We start from the raw sequence: 16863 nt of genomic DNA, 5'->3' as shown, positions 1-16863 counted from the left end.
GACCTATGCCTGTGATGACCGGGCAAAAGGCGAGGGGCGCGAGCGCGCGGCGAGGCGCCCGGAGGCGCGTTCCTCGTGAAGCGTATCTCGTTATTCGCGCGAGACTTGCGAGAAAAGCGAGACTGGTCCGACGTGTCATCTTCGCGAGTCGCGCAGAACTCGCACATCTTGCCTGTCGCACTTCACGCTTCACGAACGACGTTTCACGATTAACGCTTGACGAGGCAGGGTTCAGCGCCGGGCAATTCTGGCGAGACGGTCAGGTTTCAGCAGCGTGATAGCCCTTCCATCGATGGTGAGCAATCCCTCATCCCGAAACACACTGAGCAGGCGGATGGCGGTTTCAACCGTGATCCCGGCCATCTCAGCTACTTCTTCCCGCTTGAGAGTGAGCCCAACCCGGACCTGATCGGCGCTTTCCCCCCCGAATCGGTCACCGAGTTCCACGAGCAGGCCGGCCAACCGCTCGCGAGCGGTCTTGAACGTGAACTGGTCGAGCTGATCCATATTTACCCCAAGCTCATGACTGAGGAGTTGGATCAATTTGATCGCCAGTTTGGGATTCCGGTGGATCACCGCGAGGTAGCGCTCCTTGTCGATGACACAGACTCGAGATGGCTCCAACGTCTCGCACGTCACCTCGTGAAGCACCCGCTCGCCGAATCCTTGTTTCTCGATCAGCTCACCAGGACCCAAGATCCGGACAATCTGCCGCTGGCCTCGCGCCGAAGAACGAGTCAGCTTGACCTTGCCCGCACACAACAAGTAGAGGCCCAGGCACAAGTTGCCTTCGTAAAAGACAGTCTGGCGAGACTCGTAATCGAGGGAGCGTTTGATGTGCTGAAATTCTTCGAGATCCTCGCCTTCGAGGTCGCACAACACCGCCTGCGCGCGGAGTGTGCACGTATCGCAATTCCCGATGAGACAGGACTTCCGTTTCATGACTTGTCGATCATTATTTGCCCCTCACCCCCTCACGGCATTCTGAGATTCGGGCACCATTCCACTTCGGCTTGTATCGCAATCGCCTTCAGTTGAGCACGAACGGGTGGGGCGCCGATCTCCCGGACGACTTGAAGGCAGCGCACACAGATGAACTGGCACTGGGCGACGCAGGCGCGATCCGGGCAGTCACCCGCCTCACCGATTCTCGCAGCCTGCCGCGCGCAATGGGCCCAGGGGTCGAGTTCAGTCAAGCTCTCGCGATAACACCTCAGCGCGCTCAAGAACTTCGTCAGACCTTCGACAGGTCGTTCATCGATCGACACCTGGACGTTCGGAAGCTCGCCCGCCGCCCCAATCAGTCGCTCCACGAGATCGAAAGACAGGGACAGATCCGGAAAGATAGCCGTGTACGCCGGTGTCCGGCCTTCCGTCTCAGTTCGAAACATCGGAGCCGAACGGGCCAAGCTGAGCACGAGGGGGAATGCCTCGGAATCGGACTGGGGAATCCGCAGGACCAGACGCATCGCTCGGCTCACCCTTTCCCCTTCGACGGATTCCACCGCAACAGCGCGGCGGGCCCGAAGTAGGCAAACGCATCCTTGAAATTGGAGAACGCTCGCTTGAACGACCCCATCTCTTGATTGGTCACGTATTGCAACGTGAGAATGATCCGTTCTTCGCCCTTTCCGAGGGGCGTGACAGCGTGCCAGAGCTTGTCGCCGTTAAAGAGGACGACTGTCCCAGAGCCCATGGGAATCCGCGTTTCCCTGATTTCTTCGGTCTTCCCGCGCTTCCGCACGCGAGCGACCAGTCGGCAATGTTCCGATTGCTCAACCAGACCGATCAATACCGTGTACCGTTTCCCTTTGTAGTAGGACGTATCGTAATGAAAACCGATGTGATCGCCTGGTTGCTGGTAGTAGTAGAGGGCGCACGAATGGGGATCGTCTTCGGGACAGAGCATGAGGGGCGCATCCACAAGCTGGCTCAGGAACGTGATCAACGCCGGCGAGCGATAGAGGGAGAGGATGGCCGGCGCCTTGTGAAGAACCGTATAGAAGCTGACGCTGCCTCCCTTCTTGTGTCCGGGAACGTAGTTCCGATTCACATCGGGCGTCAGCAGATCTACCTCTCGGAGGAACTGATCGACCACGGGCTGAGTGAGAAAACAATCCAGCACGACAAACTCATTCTGCTCCCGGTAGCAACAGCGGGTTTCTGTGAGATCCAGTCCCTCAATGGCACGGGCAATCTCTTGCTCGATACTGAGTTCCAGATGCCGCATCTCTTCTCCCGCTTGCAGGATGCCCCATCGGTTCACAAGCCACTGGTTTTGAGAACACCGTACAGGAATGGACACGTTTCGTCGCGCCCGGGTGGGTGAAAAGAGCGACTTTTACGGCCTCCTCGACTCATAGGCCCAGGCGGTGATCGAACCGCCGGCGACCAGACTCAGGAGCAGCAAGCCCGGATGACCAATTTCATGTCGCCGCCTCGTCTGGTCTTATTCGCCGTCCATCGCTAAAAAATATATGAGGGGAGCACTCATGCTCCCCCCATAGTTCGGATACTGTGAAGCAACCTTACGTCCGTTGAGGCGGGCCTCTTCCTCCTCAACGAGACGCCAGTATCCGCATGCTTCTCGTGCCGGCATAGACGTCAGCGATACTCTTGATGGGCATAGTAGGTGTACGTCTTGCTCTGCCCCGGACCAATCGTCTGATCGTCCGGATTCGTTCCGACATTGACGCCGAAGGAATCTTTCGGATCGAACACCATCGTATCGACATGGAAACCGGCTTGGGCCTTCGCCATCTCATTCTTCAAGTTGATCTTCAGGCAATCTCCGACATTCACGTGCAGAGTCAACGGGCTCGGCTTCAACTCGCCGGCCTTGACCCGGCCCGACCCCCGTATCATACGGCTTCCCCTCTTATGCCCGCCTCACCAGGTGGGTAGTTGATCTGAATCTCGCTATCAGTCATCAGTCTTCAGCTCTCAGCCAGAAATTGCATCGTGCAGTTCTCGCTGATGGCTAACAGCTGAAAGCTTCTTTGCTTTGTGCTGCATTCCTTGGCCTTTGTTAAGAGCTGGTGGGGGCTTCCTCCTTGTGGGGGGGGGAGGGTCATTCGGAGGCCGGTCCAAAATCACCCAGACCTCCACCACCAGTATATGATATGCGCAACTCGCATGCCTCGATGGAGACACAGGCAGGAAGAGGCCATATTGTCCGCTCCAATCCTTACGATTCGCGGTTGATGACGAATGAAACTGGAATGCGCTGGTCGGTCAGATTTCCACAAATCTAGACAGCCTGAGCAGGCTGAAACGACAAGTACTGTAATTTCAATTGGATGGACTGTCTAAACTGCTGGACAGTACTTCTGGCCTATCTGGGGCAGAAACGGGCAGACTCGAGGACCGTGAACGAGAATAGGGATCATTGTACCGAGCTACGGGAGGTTTGGCGCAGGAGACCATACAGGGACGAGGCGCAGGTCCATTCCTCATCACAGTCCATGTGTACGGAGCTTGTTATAAAGACTGGCCCTGCTAATCTTCAGCAGCTTTGCGGCCTTTGCGCGATTGCCGCCTGTTTGCTGGAGAGCTTGAATAATCTGAGCACGTTCCGCCTGGCGGGTGGCCCCGCTTGTCACGGTGCGGAGATCCTGCCCTGCGGGCTCCAAACCCATCGCTACGAGGTCCTTACAACTCAGTTCGGGGCCGATAGTGGTAACGACTGCCCGTTCGAGATAATGTTGCAGTTCCCGCACATTGCCGGGCCATTGAGCCTGGGTGAGCGTTCGCATTGCATCGGGCGAGACCTTTCGAATCAGCTGCCGGTGGCGCGCGCAGGACGTCGCGACGAAATGCTGTGCCAGAAGCGGAATGTCTTCGCGCCGCTCACGGAGCGGCGGAAGACACAGGGGCAGCACCGCAAGCCGGTAATACAGGTCTTGTCGAAAGGTCTTGGCCTTCACGAGGTCGACAAGATCTTTGTTCGTCGCTGTAATGACCCGCACGTCGATCTTGATCGGCTGGTTCCCCCCAACCCGTTTGATCTCCCCCTCTTGAAGCACCCGCAGCAGCTTGGCCTGAAACGTCGCAGTCGTGTCGGCAATTTCATCCAGGAAGATCGTCCCTCCATCCGCCTCTTCGAACAGCCCCTGTTTGGAGGCATGCGCCCCAGTAAAGGCCCCCTTCACGTGGCCGAATAACTCACTCTCCAACAGGGTTTCCGGCAGCGAACCGCAATCGACCACGACGAAGGGCTTCTCCCGTCGATAGCTGGTGCGATGAATCGTCCTGGCTACCAGTTCCTTGCCTGTGCCGCTCTCTCCTTGAATCAACACAGTTGCGGAACTGTCCGCCACGAGCTGTATCATGTCGAGGATCTCTCGCATCGGCTCACTCGTGCCGATCAGCTCGTCCAGCTTCGATTCTTTTTTCTCCCCCGCTCGCTCGCTGCTCGTCTCCGTTACAGGTTTCGGCAGTTTCTTCAACAACACCAGCACAGACTCGACCTTTCCGCTGCCCGAGACGAGCGGAAAGGCCTGATGCATCCCACAGGCAGTGCCGTCCCCTCCGGAAGAACAGGCTACGGACAGGACCTCGGACGATTCATATAATTTGGTCGCAGGGCAGGTGCCGCAGGGGTCGTTCCGATGGGCGAAGGCCTGATAGCACTTTGCCTGATGGCCGGACGACCGAGGTACTTCCTGGGACCAGGCGGATTCATTCGCGTAGACCACATTGAACTCGCGATCCAACACCGCCACTCGCTCAGAGAAGCCGCCTCCTATCTGTTTGATGGCCTCCAGGCGGGCTACAAGGATGGGATCTGTAAAGGGGTGGACTGCAGAAATTTCTTTTTGAGATCCGGCCATCACACGCCACTCGCATGTAATAAAATCAAGCACTCAGTATAATTCAGTGTATTTTCCCACTCAATGAAGGGCCTAGGAGACGCTGTATGGCTCCTCGTAGTTCGCTGAGGCGGACCGGCTTATCGAAGTAGGCCTCGACGCCGATGGCCAATGCATCAGCTTTCGTCTGAGGATCTCCAAATGAGGTAATTAGCACCATCGGCACCCCGGGAGCAAATGTCCGGAGCCTAGAGATATAATCCAATCCCCCCGCCGGCATCCGAAGGTCCGTCAGGATGAGTGAGGGGCGAGCATCCAGCACCAACCGCAGCGCCTCGTCCCCATCAACCGCTTGTCGAATCGATACCCCCAGATCGTACAATTCATCGCAGAGCAGACTCCGCATCTCCCGATCATCTTCAACGATGAGCACCACAGCCTGATTCTTCTCCTCTGCCATCATTCGCCCCCCTCCATCCGGCCCCTTCCCTGTTTCATGAGCAAATGCACAACCTGTGCGAGCCGGACCCTGTCACTTATGGGGCACGACAGATTTCAGAAGCGAGCTAACTTGTTGGGGTTTTTCTCGTGATGAGTCGCACCGAGGGGAGACAAGCGCCAAGGCTTGCTGACAATTGCGCCAGCTGCCATCTTGCCCCTGTCGCAGATTGCAACAGAAAGAGCGCCGGCCCGCATTACCGGAAGGTTGAGGCTGAGGTTAAGGCTGAGGTGTCAGAAAACTGACAAGATGGAGCAACATCCGAAGTTTCCGGAACGTTTCACTTTTCACGTCTTACGCCTCCCCCCTCACCCCTTACGCCTCACGTTTTCAACGGGGCTTTGTCAAGGGGAAGTCTGATGCAAAACGTCGTACCCTTGCCGACAATGCTTTCTATCGCAATGGTTCCGTTATGTTCGTCGATGATACCCTTCACAACCGTGAGACCTAGACCGGTCCCCTTGCCGAAATCTTTCGTCGTGAAAAATGGCTCGAATACCTTCGAACGGACCTCCTCCGGCATCCCATGGCCTGTATCGGATAGGCAGAGACAGAGGTGGCTGTCCTCCCGAGCGAGGCGCAGCTCCAGCCGACCTCCTTCCGGCATGGCATGGAGGCTATTCGTCACGAGATTGACGAGCACTTGGATGAGCTGGTCCCGGTCGGCACAGACAGGAGGCAATGACGGCTCAATCGTCTTGGCAATCGTAATGCGGCTTTGAGCGATCCTTTCCTCGAACATCTCCAGACTCTCTTCCACGATCTCAGTCAGATCGATGGCCCGCCGCTCCGGTGCCTTCCGCCTGGCAAAGGCCAGGAGTTGGTTCATCACCTTGGTGATTCGTTCGACCTGCGTGACGATCGTGGCAAGGCCCCTCTTCATCCCTTCATCGGCGGTGCGGTTGAGCAGATATTCTGCACGCCCGAGGATCACGTTCATCGGCGTCCCGATTTCGTGCGCCATGCCGGAGGCGAGTGTCCCAAGCTCTGCAATCCGCTCCGTCCAACGGAGCTGTTCCTGCATGCGTTTGAAGTCGGTAATGTCGAGCCCGGCTGCCACAACGTACTCGACCCTGCCGCTGGGATCCGTCAGTATCGTATTCGACCAGGAAATGCGCCTCAGACCCCCATCCTTCCCTTTCCAGTAATTTTCATAATCATTGCGTGGCTCGCCGCCCCTGAGCCGCTCGAACACCGCCCTCACTCCATCAACTTCATCGGGAGACAAGAACAGTTCCCATACATATCGGCCTATCACTTCTTCAGACATGTAGCCTGTCGTCTGTTCACAGGCGCGATTGAATCGCAGAATCCGCCCCTCCCGATCCAGCACGACCACGAGTGCCCCGGCTGTCTCCAGCACAGCGTCGCTGAAGTCCCGCTCTTTCTGAAGCAACCGTTCCGCCCGTTTTCGCTCACCGATATCCACGACCGACGCTAAGACTCGCATCCCCTCCCGCACCCAGATCGGACTGAGGCCGATCTCGATTGGAAACTCTGTTCCATCTTTTCGCACACCGCTAAGATCTCGTCCTTTTCCCATTCCGCGATGTTCTGCGTGGGCGAAGAATTCGTCCCGGTCGCCGGCATGATTCGACCGCATACGTTGCGGCACAAGCATTTCAACAGGTTGTCCGATCAATTCCACCCGCTCATAGCCGAACAGCTGCTCAATCTGCTGGTTCACCAGGAGAATGGTACCGCTTTTATCTACCATCAACATCCCATTCGGAGACAACTCGACCACGAGGCGAAATTGTTCCTCCGCTCGCTTACGCTCGGTGAGATCGCGTACGATCGCCGCAAGACCGGTCGGCTTCCCATCATCCCCCTTCAACGCAAAGACGGTGATGGACACGGGAACTTGGGAGCCATTCTTCCGCAAGTAGTCAATTTCATACTCAACCGGCTCCCCGGCCTGGAGGACCTGGGCTACAGCATGGTCCCGTCGTGCTTGCTGCTGTTCGGGGATCAAGTCGCGCGCATTCATCCTGAGCAACTCCTCCCTTGAGAAGCCGGTCAATTCGGAAAAGGCCCGATTGACAAGGAGAATGGCCCCATCCACTGTTGCATAGCCGATCGCATCCTTCGATGCTTCGACAATAGCTTCAAATTGTTTCAGCACGGACGAGTCCTTCCCGCACAGGCTTGTCGTGGATCAACCCTAACCACATTATTGATGAGCGCTTCTGCTGCAAGCGCCGATCTACCGTGTGAAGCGTCGTTCGTGAAGCGTTTTTCGTTTCGGATTCAGAGCTTTCACTCACAAGAGACGTTACAGGCATCTTCCGCATCTCGTTTCGAGCTTCACGAGATACGCTTCACGGGGGACGCAATTTCGCGACGGAGTGCCATAAGAAATGCGGACTGGGTGGTCATTCCTCTGGATGAGGTGTACCTTCGATCTCGGCGAGCTTACGATACAACGTTTTACGGTCGATACCAAGGGCGTGAGCGGCTTGATACTTGTTGCCTCCGGTCTTTTCGAGGATCTTGAGGATATACTCCTTCTCCACTTGATCCAATGGCAGCGTCCGTTCAGCTGCATCGTCGAGTACGCGCCGATCGCCGCGGGCTCCTTGAATCATTGACGGCAAATCATCAGGAACGATGTTCTCGTTTCGGCTGAGCGTGACGGCCCGCTCGATCACATTTTCCAGTTCCCGTACGTTGCCCGGCCAGGCATAATCCACAAGCATCGCCAGCGCTGATTCGCTCACGCTCTGTACCTGTTTTCCGCGAGACTCGTCATACTTCTTCATAAAGGCATTGACGAGCAGCGGGATATCCTCTCGACGCTCACGCAAGGGAGGCAGCCGCAGCTCGATGACATTGAGCCGGTAATACAAGTCTTCCCGGAAGCGCTTGGCCTTAACTTCTTCCGTCAGCTTGAGATTCGTGGCCGCAATGATGCGCACATCGACGGAAATCGGTTTGTTGGCCCCCACGCGGCGAATCTCTTTCTCCTGGATCGCGCGCAAGATCTTGGCCTGCAGCATCAACGGCAGTTCGCTGATCTCGTCGAGGAACAGCGTGCCCTTCTGCGCCTCCTCAAAGAGGCCGCGTTTGTCCACCTTCGCATCCGTAAAGGCGCCTCGCATGTGGCCGAACAACTCGCTTTCGAGCAGCTGTTCCGGAATGGCGGCGCAGTTGACGGGGATAAACGGCGCATCCCGGCGATCGCTATTGTAATGGATCGCCTTGGCCACTAACTCCTTGCCGGTTCCGCTCTCGCCGGTGATCAGGATATTCGTCGGACTATCGGCCACGCGCCGGATCAGATCGAATATCTCCTGCATCGGTTTGCTCTTGCCGATGATCTGATGAAAACTGTACTCCCTGCGAACCTCGCGCCGCAGCCTGTTCACCTCGCGCCGTAACGACGATTCGCGGATGCACCGCTCCACGATGCGAACCAACTCATCGTTTTTTACCGGCTTGGTCAAGTAGTCGCCGGCGCCCAGCTTCATGGCCTCGACCGCTGTCTCAACCGATCCAAAGGCCGTCATGAGAACGACCCCGATATCCGGGTAGAGACGTCTGATCTCGACCAACAGCTCCGTCCCCGACAGCCCTTTCATCCGCAAATCCGTCAACACGACGGCATAATCCTGCTCGCTCAACAGCGTCAAGGCCTCCTGTCCACTCCCAGCCGTTGTGACTTGATGACCTCGGTCCTTGAGCACATCGTGGACGAGCTCCCGCATTTCCGCATCGTCATCCACAACAAGAATTGCACCCCACTCTTCGGTCATGCTGCACTCCTTCTCCGACCCCGTTTCTTTTGTTTGTTTGGTTTTCTTGTTTATTTGGTTGAAGCAGACTAAAAGGGTCACCGGATGAACGAAATCAACCAAACAGACCAAACAAACCAGACCAACCAGGCAAACCACAGACGAGAGGCTAGCCCTTTACTCTAGAAGCGGTCAAGATCACTCTGGCGCGAAAAGCTACAGATGCACCTTTCTTTTGGGGAAGAAAGCCCCAATATTCGCTCTATCATCAAGGTTTTTGCCGCCTCGCAAGGAGGAATCTGCAAAGGCGGGACCACTACAAGTGGGGCAGGTTGAGGTTAAGACTGAGGCTAAACTTCGGATCAAGAGTCCATTGGTGTCTTTGGTCCTCTTCGCTCTACCTTAGCCTCAACCTCAACCTTACCCTGCTAGGCATCCCATATCGATTATGCTACAAACCTGCCGAATGATGGTCGGGCCGCTGGGCCGGTAGTCTTATGACGATGGGACAACGTGTAACAGCCTCCACGCAAGTGACCCTGGCGGGGTTGTTAATGAGCCTGGCCATAACCGGTTGCCTCTCTCCTATCACGCTGAATCGCGCCGTGATCACGTATGATGAGGCAATTACCGATGCCATCTCCAAACAACTCCTCATCAACATCGCCCGCGCCCACCAGCATCAACCGATCCACTTCACCGGCGTGTCGAATATCGCCGCGACGTTTGATTTCCGTGTCCATGCCGGCGCCACTCCGGCACTTACGGGAGATGCAAGCAAAACCCTCATGCCGATCTTCGGCGGCAGCGTGGCGGAAAACCCCACCATCAGTATTGCGCCGATCGAAGGAGAAGAGTTCACCAAGCGGCTCTTAACTCCTTTTCAGGAAACGAAATTTCTCCACCTCCTTCGGCAACGGTACGACATTGATCTGTTGCTCCGGCTGATGGCGCAGGAACTGCGGGTCACAGAGCATGGCCAGGAGGTTGCCTACCGCAATGCGCCTGCAGACCGGCCAGGCTACGAGATGTTCCGCCGGGTGGTCACGCACCTCTCGGCCATTCAGGACGAAAACCACCTCTTTGCCGAACCGCTTATCTATCCTCGAACTTGGACCATTCCCGCAGGCTCGGTCACAGCCGAAGGCTTTCACGCGTTACAGCACGAGTATCAGATGACCTACAATCAGAAAGACAACACCTACACCCTTCGAAAACTAATCGCCGGACAAATCCACATCACCAACTATGACCCCAACACACTCTCACCTGAGGAGCGTGCCCGGTTGATCGACGAAACGGAGGAAGGGCAGCTCAGCGATGTGTCCTTCGACATCCGCCCAGGGCACGTCGGAGGTGAATTCCCACTCAAGGGAGTTTTCCGATTGCGGAGCTTCAACACCATTCTCAACTTTCTGGGTCGATCGCTCGAAGAAGACCCCGAATACCATGTCGACAAAGATCCGCGAACCCCGCCGGTCCTCGAAAATCCCGCCTACACAATGGAACTCCTGGTGTCGAATGGATCTCCCTCGGGAGTCGATCTCTCAATTCAGTATCACGGAAAACATTATGCCGTAAACACCACCGGGCCGCTGGCACGCTGGAATCGCGAGGCCTTCCAAATGTTGTATCTGCTGTTCCAGATGACCGTCACCGATGTGCCTCGCGTCGGAGTCCCCAGCATCACCATTGCGAAGTGACTTGCCTACAAAATCCCCACTCCTAATACAGGCTACAAAAACACTCTGCTACACCTTCGCTGACCCTCGCATTACGTTTTGCTGTTCCTTGGCAACCACGGCCGTATTGCTCGCTACGAGCCACAAGGTTCCGACCGAGGAATCGCGAACGGCGCATGAGCATTTTCACAAACTCAGCCTGCACATAAAGAGTATCGCTGTGGCCTTCTGGGACAAGCGAGAATACCCCTGTTGCTGCAAAAAGCCCCAATTCTGAGGGGTGACTGCCTACGGAATTTCGTCTCCTACCGAAGAATCACGCGATGTCCTTGACAGTTTCTCGCCCATAGGGCCCATCAGTCGCCAGGAATGCGAATTGCGTAGTGCGCATTAAGATCTTCTTTAAAAGGAGTACCGTTCAAGACAACGTGGCAAGGCTCGTATGCGGAAGGAGGTGTTTCGATGCACTACCGAAAGCTTCTAGGCTTCTTCATGCTCCCCGCCATGATGGCCGTGGTCACCGTAGCGGCTAGTGCCCCGCGCGAACCTGCCGAAGACCGAGTCCCTTCCTCCGCCATGAAGGAAGCCCTCAGCTATAAGGCCCCCTTTGGAGAGGCTCGCACAGCCCCGCCCGAAATCGTCGCAGCGGGTAAAGCGCTCTTCGAAGGCAAGGGGGGGGGTCATCTCTGCCACGGGATCAGCGGCAAAGGCGACGGGCCTGCAGCGCACATGGATAAAGACCCGCCAAGTAATTTCACGAACTGCGCCTTTCAGGAAGAGCGGGAAGACGGGGAACTGTTTTGGATTATCAAATCCGGCAGTCCAGGCTCAGGGATGCAAGCACTCATTCCCGCATTGTTGTCGGAGGAGGAAGGATGGAAGGTCGTGGCCTATGTCCGAACATTTTGCATTGAACATTCGTAGCATCGACTAGCATGATTTTGGTGCTTCGAGGGGGATAGGACCCATTGCATCATCAATGAGCCGGCGCAGGCGAGCGTGAAAGGAAGGGATACCATCATGAGCACTCGCGCGGTACGGGGACTTATCGTCTGTCTGCTTGGACTGATCGGCCTGTTCACGTATGAAATCAGCGTTCTCCTGCCTGAGGCTGATGCCATTCCCGCGTTTGCACGAAAATACGGAGTATCGTGCAACGTGTGCCACGTGCCGGGATTTCCGAAGCTCAATGACTTCGGAAACCAATTTCGTGACCAAGGCTATCAATTTGATGCAGATATAGACCTACCTACTCATCCCAATATCACTATGGGCTACTGGCCCCTTTCAATGCGGACGACGGCCGGTTACCAGGCAGCCAGCGTCCGAACGGATGGAAGCGGCGTCAGCACTGGCGGGTTTGGTTTTACGGGGCTGGATATTTTAAGCTTCGGCCTCCTGCATCGCGACATCTCGTTCGGCCTCGTCTTTACACCAGGCCTTGGAAGCGCCGGGTTTGGCACGGGGGCCTCTGACAGCGATTTGGAGGCTGCCTATGTCCGGCTCAACCGACTCGAACGGTTTCTCGGTGTCACAAGCGAACCGGGGACTTACCTCATGAATCTCAAGGTCGGGAAGTTTGAAATCGATGTGCCCTTTAGCGAGAAACGGAGTCCTACCCTCAACACCAAGTTCGTAATGTATCACTATGCCGCTGGAACTCCCTACACAGCTACGATCGGCGGGACAAGGACCAGTAGTTATGCCAACCCCAACGCCTTCGCGATCGGAGACAATTCACCTGGCGTTGAATTGTCCGGCATTACTAAAACGGCGGTCACAGACGGATTCTTCCGTTACAGTCTTGCTGGTCTCAGCACGAACACGGATGCCTGGCCAGGAGGCTCTACCAACTGCCCCGCAGGGGCGAACTGTGGCCCTGGAGGGCGAAACGTGAATTTCTATGGCCATATGACACAGTCGTTCGGGGGCTATGGCATTGTCACCGGCCATCGCATTGGTGTGTTCGGCGCGTACGGAAACGCTCCTACTGTGGCGAATGCGACCTGCCCCGAATGCCAGGGCGTTGCGGGGAGTGGTCAACCGTTCTATCGGATTGGGGCCGATGTGAGTTTCACCTATGATGGACAATGGAATCTCTTTGGCGCCTTCGTCCACGCGAACGACAGCAAAAATCTCTTTGTGTCACAAGGAATCACAAACGCCCAGAATGCCTCATGGAACGGCGCCTTTGTCGAGTTGGATTGGTTCCCGACTCAATTGCCGCTGGTCGGAATGCCAGGCTGGTTCTTCTCGTATCGCTATGACATCATCAGAAACGACCGGCAAGGCGATCCGACATTTGCCAAGAACTACAATGACGTCGACTCGCACACCTTCTTGGTCCGTTACTTTATCCACCAGTCAAACAGGACCGATATTGCGCTGCATGCAGAATACAACACCTACCGGACGGAAGGCGTAGGAACGAACAATTCGGGGAACCCGTCAGGTGGTGCTTGCGCGCCCGCATGCGGAAATCTCCTAGGGCAAACGATGTTGGTCGGATTCGACTTCGCCTATTGAGGGCAAAAGGGTATGCGCCCCGTCTCTTGCAGCTTCTGCGGTGAAAAAGTATGACAGCTGGTGGGAAAGACAAACGTGCTCTTTCAACTCCCTTCTTAATGATCACCATCCTGGCCGTTGCCATAAGTTTCGGGGCAACACCAGCCAGTCGCGTAGCCTGCGGGATGTGTGAAGAAGCGGATCGATTTGTCCGGCTACAGATTTCCGCGAATGATCGCCCCGAGGAAAGCACTCAACCTTTTTCCCACCCCTTCCGTTGGAGCGCTGAACAATGGAAACCGATCCTGCGCAGTATATATGTTCAAAAAATTGACCAGGGGCTATTCTTTTTTTCCGGTCGGAACGGGCCGAAGTTGCAGGCCTTTACACCGACTGAGGTGGACTATCTCAGCGAAACCCTGACACGAGCGTTTGCTCAGGCGCAGCCTTCGGAGATGGTGGTTTTCGGATTGACGAGCCAGAAGACACGAGAGATGACCGAAATTACGACGGGGGCCTGGTACGTGAAAGATGCACAACTGCATCTTATCCTAGGGAACTATCGCGAAGCCGTGACTATGTCGAGTGTCCGTGAACTGCTGTGGCAGGATCCACTGCACATGATCGCCGGGGCACTCTATGAATTTGTGCCGGGCCCACATCAGAGCTTGACTGGAGAAGGCGGGATTGGGACTTTTCTGATCCCTGAGGCTCCACAATTAGCCCTCACCTATCAGCAGCTCTTATCGGACGCTTCCCGGATAGACGGCGGCCAGGAGAAGGGATCGTCTTCTTCGGCTCACCCGGATTCTTCTCTCGAAGGGAAGCTGAAGCGGCTCAAACAGATTCACGACGAGGGTTTGATCACCGACGACGAATTTGCAGCGAAGAAGAAAATGCTCCTCGACGGGTTTTGACCGCTGACCTCCACATCCGTTTCTCACACTGCCGCACGAACGTGCGGTAGAATGATCCAGATCATGTCTACGCCCTGTTCAGAAAATTGGCCCCTCCTCCCTTCCCGACTGTTGCTGGCGACGATTGCCTGGCTCTTCTGGCCGGGCATCACGCACGCGGTCGACTACGGCAATGAGGTCACAATCCGGATCGAACCGGGCCGGGCTATCGCCACGAGTGTGGTAAGCGGCCGTCGGGAGATTCCCCTCGACCTTCAAGAAACCGTGGCGAGTTCTGTTGCCAGCGGCATCAATGCCGTTGTCGTGACCTCACGTCGCCTGCTGGGTTTTTCTAGCCGTACCTTTATTTGGACGGAGACGGATCGTGATCTCAATGAAAAGGTCCTCGACCGGCTTGTGTTGCCCACTTTCAGTGTGGTGAGAACGGATAAGCATCTGTATGGATTCCGCGGAGCGAACGGAATCTGGATCGATGAAGCCCTCGGCGTACGAGAAACGATCAAGACGACACGGTCGACTGATTATGGAGTAGTGTTCGTCACAAACGAACGGCTCGTGGGATTTACCTCTCTACTCGGTGACTTCTCCTCAAAGGCACTCGGCATCCACGAACACATCACGCGGTTGGATATTGAGCAAGGCCTTATCCTCGTCACCACCAACAAACGTATACTTGTGTTCGGCAACCGCTTGAACGGATGGGAAGAATTTGAGTGAGGCTTTAGCCTAGCCCGCATTATTCATGAACACTTCTGCTGCAATCGCCGATCCGCTGCTACGACGAGCCTTCGGCCAGCGGGCTCGCCCCTCGGACCCTCCACGTACTGCACGAGTACGACTCGGGTCCTCACATCTCCGCACGCCGGTCTCGCGACGCGGCTCAACGATTTCGCGACGAACTGTCATGAGTAATGTGGGCTAGGAGCCTGAGGTTACTGAGCGGGGGGTTCAAACAGGAAACGAGTGCCCACCAGGTACATGTTGACACGCGGGCTTACTGGAATAGATTGGGTCCAACGCACTTCGACGAGTTTGGTGCGTTCTTTTTTCTTCGCCTTTGAAGGCACCTGAATTTCAAAGATCTGCCGCTTGCCCACTTTCTGAGGGAGTAACAACAGCATACCACCCGGGCTCACATTGATCGAGTATCCATACCCTTTCGACGACTTCACCGCAGCGCTGCCCTCGAGCTTCGTCAGCTCGTAGGGACAGGCCCACATGCTGGGCGCACGATCGCCATCTCTCCGTTCCTGTTTGATTGTCATATCGACTTGCAGTGATGTTAGGTACGAAGTGCAACCACAGCCTGCATAGTTTATATTGGTCAAGTCAAAAAGTTCAAGCACTTTTATGCCCCCCCTCTAGCTTCACAAGCTTGGACCGCCAGCAGCGCTTTTCACGTCACTCAGAAGCCTGGGGACAGGCTCCGCTGAGTGCGAATTGACACCCTCGGCCCCTCGTCTCTAGAATGCCCACATGTTCAATGACCGATTCCTCAAAGCCTGCCGGCGTGAGCCGGTCGATTGTACGCCCGTCTGGTTCATGCGCCAGGCAGGCCGCTACATGGCCGAGTATCGGTCTCTCCGTGCCAAATATTCGATGCTGGAGTTGTGCAAAACGCCGGAGCTGGCGGCCCAAGTCACGCTCCAGCCGATCGACCGCTTTCCGCTCGATGCCGCTATTATTTTTGCCGACATCCTGTTACCGCTTGAACCGATGGGCCTCAGCCTGGAGTTTGCGGAAGGGGAAGGGCCAGTCATCCACAATCCGGTGCGAGACCAGGCAGACGTCGAGCGGCTGAAGATAACAGATGGGGGCGAACTTGAGTATGTGGCCGAAGCCATCCGTCAGGCTCAACGGGCGTTGAGCGGACGAGTGCCGTTGATCGGATTCGCCGGAGCACCGTTCACCCTCGCCAGCTATGCGATCGAGGGCGGAAGCTCGCGGAACTACCTGCGCACCAAACAGATGATGTACTGCGAGCCGAAGACGTGGCACCGGCTCATGGACAAGTTTGCGCGCGTCATCACCGGTTATCTGCGAAGCCAGATCAAGGCCGGAGCGCAGGCGATTCAATTGTTCGACAGTTGGGTGGGCTGCCTTTCGGTCGGCGACTACGTCGAATATGTGCTGCCGCATGTCCAATTGATTTTCGAGGGGTTGAAGCGGGAAGGCGTGCCGATGATTCACTTCGGCACTGGCACCTCGGCCATGCTTCGTCAGATGCGAGAAGCAGGAGGGGATGTCATCGGGGTCGACTGGCGGATCCATCTCGATGAAGCTTGGGCAAACGTGGGCCATGACGTGGCAGTCCAGGGGAATCTCGATCCATTAGCATTGTATGCACCGTTACATGAAATCGAACGGCGCGTCGAAGATATTCTGCGCCGGGCCGGCGGCCGTCCGGGCCACATCTTTAATTTGGGCCACGGGATCTTGCCCACCACTCCCATTGCCCATGTGGCAGCAGCCATCGATATGGTCCATAAACTGAGTCAACGACAGGAACGGTGAAGCGTCTCTCGCCTAGTAGGCTACGGAAAAACTCGGCGGGTACGCCGAAAGTTCACTGATGTGTACATCTGGCCTACAGGAGCACACGATGCAGGATGCTCAAAAAGGCTGTCCGGCAAGGCCGCAGCAAGCGAAGAGGCGAGGCGTACGCTTCGGTACGTTGAGCCTCTAAGCGCGGCGAGAACGCCGCCGGCAGACTTT

15 protein-coding genes are annotated in these 16863 nt (G+C 56.2%); 6 read left to right on the top strand and 9 right to left on the bottom strand.

The features are described 5' to 3' along the window. Positions 1-231 precede the first annotated feature (231 nt). The 8 genes from HZB34_03770 to HZB34_03735 form a co-directional block, all read right to left on the bottom strand. Complete coding sequence (locus tag HZB34_03770) at positions 232-942, bottom strand: Crp/Fnr family transcriptional regulator (protein MBI5315067.1); 711 nt, start codon at positions 940-942, stop codon at positions 232-234. A gap of 32 nt (positions 943-974) precedes the next feature. Further along, entirely contained in the window at positions 975-1481 is a 507-nt protein-coding gene (locus HZB34_03765) for a hypothetical protein (GenBank protein ID MBI5315066.1), read from the bottom strand. Then, the gene (locus HZB34_03760; protein MBI5315065.1) at positions 1478-2230 is read right to left on the bottom strand and encodes a 2OG-Fe(II) oxygenase; all 753 of its coding nucleotides are present in this window, start codon (positions 2228-2230) and stop codon (positions 1478-1480) included. The genes HZB34_03765 and HZB34_03760 overlap by 4 nt, the downstream gene beginning before the upstream one ends. 374 nt (positions 2231-2604) lie before the next feature. Further along, a complete protein-coding gene (locus HZB34_03755) occupies positions 2605-2865 on the bottom strand; it encodes a hypothetical protein (protein MBI5315064.1) in 261 nt (86 codons plus the stop codon). Positions 2866-3455: 590 nt separating this feature from the next. Beyond that, a complete protein-coding gene (locus HZB34_03750) occupies positions 3456-4832 on the bottom strand; it encodes a sigma-54-dependent Fis family transcriptional regulator (GenBank protein ID MBI5315063.1) in 1377 nt (458 codons plus the stop codon). Between the two features lie 43 nt (positions 4833-4875). Beyond that, positions 4876-5274: a response regulator gene (locus tag HZB34_03745; GenBank protein MBI5315062.1), complete on the bottom strand. Its 399-nt coding sequence runs from the start codon at positions 5272-5274 to the stop codon at positions 4876-4878. A 358-nt stretch (positions 5275-5632) separates the two neighbouring features. After that, the gene (locus HZB34_03740; protein ID MBI5315061.1) at positions 5633-7435 is read right to left on the bottom strand and encodes a PAS domain S-box protein; all 1803 of its coding nucleotides are present in this window, start codon (positions 7433-7435) and stop codon (positions 5633-5635) included. A gap of 250 nt (positions 7436-7685) precedes the next feature. Continuing rightward, complete coding sequence (locus HZB34_03735) at positions 7686-9065, bottom strand: sigma-54-dependent Fis family transcriptional regulator (protein MBI5315060.1); 1380 nt, start codon at positions 9063-9065, stop codon at positions 7686-7688. A gap of 476 nt (positions 9066-9541) precedes the next feature. On the opposite strand from HZB34_03735, the gene HZB34_03730 reads away from it, so the two are divergent. The 5 genes from HZB34_03730 (at position 9542) to HZB34_03710 (ending at position 14865) form a co-directional block, all read left to right on the top strand. After that, positions 9542-10747, top strand: a complete 1206-nt coding sequence (locus HZB34_03730; protein MBI5315059.1) for a hypothetical protein — start codon at positions 9542-9544, stop codon at positions 10745-10747. A gap of 441 nt (positions 10748-11188) precedes the next feature. Further along, the gene (locus tag HZB34_03725; GenBank protein MBI5315058.1) at positions 11189-11650 is read left to right on the top strand and encodes a cytochrome c; all 462 of its coding nucleotides are present in this window, start codon (positions 11189-11191) and stop codon (positions 11648-11650) included. Positions 11651-11746: 96 nt separating this feature from the next. Then, entirely contained in the window at positions 11747-13252 is a 1506-nt protein-coding gene (locus HZB34_03720) for a hypothetical protein (protein MBI5315057.1), read from the top strand. A 50-nt stretch (positions 13253-13302) separates the two neighbouring features. After that, on the top strand, positions 13303-14148 hold the full coding sequence (locus HZB34_03715) for an SHOCT domain-containing protein (GenBank protein ID MBI5315056.1): 846 nt from the start codon (positions 13303-13305) through the stop codon (positions 14146-14148). Positions 14149-14211: 63 nt separating this feature from the next. Further along, positions 14212-14865, top strand: coding sequence for a hypothetical protein (locus tag HZB34_03710; GenBank protein ID MBI5315055.1), 654 nt, complete (start codon positions 14212-14214; stop codon positions 14863-14865). A gap of 215 nt (positions 14866-15080) precedes the next feature. Here HZB34_03710 and HZB34_03705 read toward each other — a convergent pair whose 3' ends face one another. Continuing rightward, entirely contained in the window at positions 15081-15413 is a 333-nt protein-coding gene (locus HZB34_03705) for a hypothetical protein (protein MBI5315054.1), read from the bottom strand. Between the two features lie 211 nt (positions 15414-15624). On the opposite strand from HZB34_03705, the gene hemE reads away from it, so the two are divergent. After that, a complete protein-coding gene (hemE, locus tag HZB34_03700) occupies positions 15625-16662 on the top strand; it encodes a uroporphyrinogen decarboxylase (GenBank protein ID MBI5315053.1) in 1038 nt (345 codons plus the stop codon). Positions 16663-16863: the final 201 nt, after the last annotated feature.

The organism is Nitrospirota bacterium, from assembly GCA_016219645.1.
In the GTDB taxonomy this organism is placed as follows: Bacteria; Nitrospirota; Nitrospiria; order Nitrospirales; family Nitrospiraceae; genus Palsa-1315.
This window is presented reverse-complemented; position numbering and strand designations above follow the sequence as displayed.

What these genes read in the sequence shown, in the direction of transcription:
- HZB34_03770 (MBI5315067.1), bottom strand. Translation starts at nt 942, where the DNA reads ATGAAACGGAAGTCCTGTCTCATCGGGAATTGCGATACGTGCACACTC.
- HZB34_03760 (MBI5315065.1), bottom strand. Translation starts at nt 2,230, where the DNA reads ATGCGGCATCTGGAACTCAGTATCGAGCAAGAGATTGCCCGTGCCATT.
- HZB34_03755 (MBI5315064.1), bottom strand. Translation starts at nt 2,865, where the DNA reads ATGATACGGGGGTCGGGCCGGGTCAAGGCCGGCGAGTTGAAGCCGAGC.
- HZB34_03750 (MBI5315063.1), bottom strand. Translation starts at nt 4,832, where the DNA reads ATGGCCGGATCTCAAAAAGAAATTTCTGCAGTCCACCCCTTTACAGAT.
- HZB34_03745 (MBI5315062.1), bottom strand. Translation starts at nt 5,274, where the DNA reads ATGATGGCAGAGGAGAAGAATCAGGCTGTGGTGCTCATCGTTGAAGAT.
- HZB34_03735 (MBI5315060.1), bottom strand. Translation starts at nt 9,065, where the DNA reads ATGACCGAAGAGTGGGGTGCAATTCTTGTTGTGGATGACGATGCGGAA.
- HZB34_03730 (MBI5315059.1), top strand. Translation starts at nt 9,542, where the DNA reads ATGACGATGGGACAACGTGTAACAGCCTCCACGCAAGTGACCCTGGCG.
- HZB34_03725 (MBI5315058.1), top strand. Translation starts at nt 11,189, where the DNA reads ATGCACTACCGAAAGCTTCTAGGCTTCTTCATGCTCCCCGCCATGATG.
- HZB34_03720 (MBI5315057.1), top strand. Translation starts at nt 11,747, where the DNA reads ATGAGCACTCGCGCGGTACGGGGACTTATCGTCTGTCTGCTTGGACTG.
- HZB34_03715 (MBI5315056.1), top strand. Translation starts at nt 13,303, where the DNA reads ATGACAGCTGGTGGGAAAGACAAACGTGCTCTTTCAACTCCCTTCTTA.
- HZB34_03710 (MBI5315055.1), top strand. Translation starts at nt 14,212, where the DNA reads ATGTCTACGCCCTGTTCAGAAAATTGGCCCCTCCTCCCTTCCCGACTG.
- HZB34_03705 (MBI5315054.1), bottom strand. Translation starts at nt 15,413, where the DNA reads ATGACAATCAAACAGGAACGGAGAGATGGCGATCGTGCGCCCAGCATG.
- hemE (MBI5315053.1), top strand. Translation starts at nt 15,625, where the DNA reads ATGTTCAATGACCGATTCCTCAAAGCCTGCCGGCGTGAGCCGGTCGAT.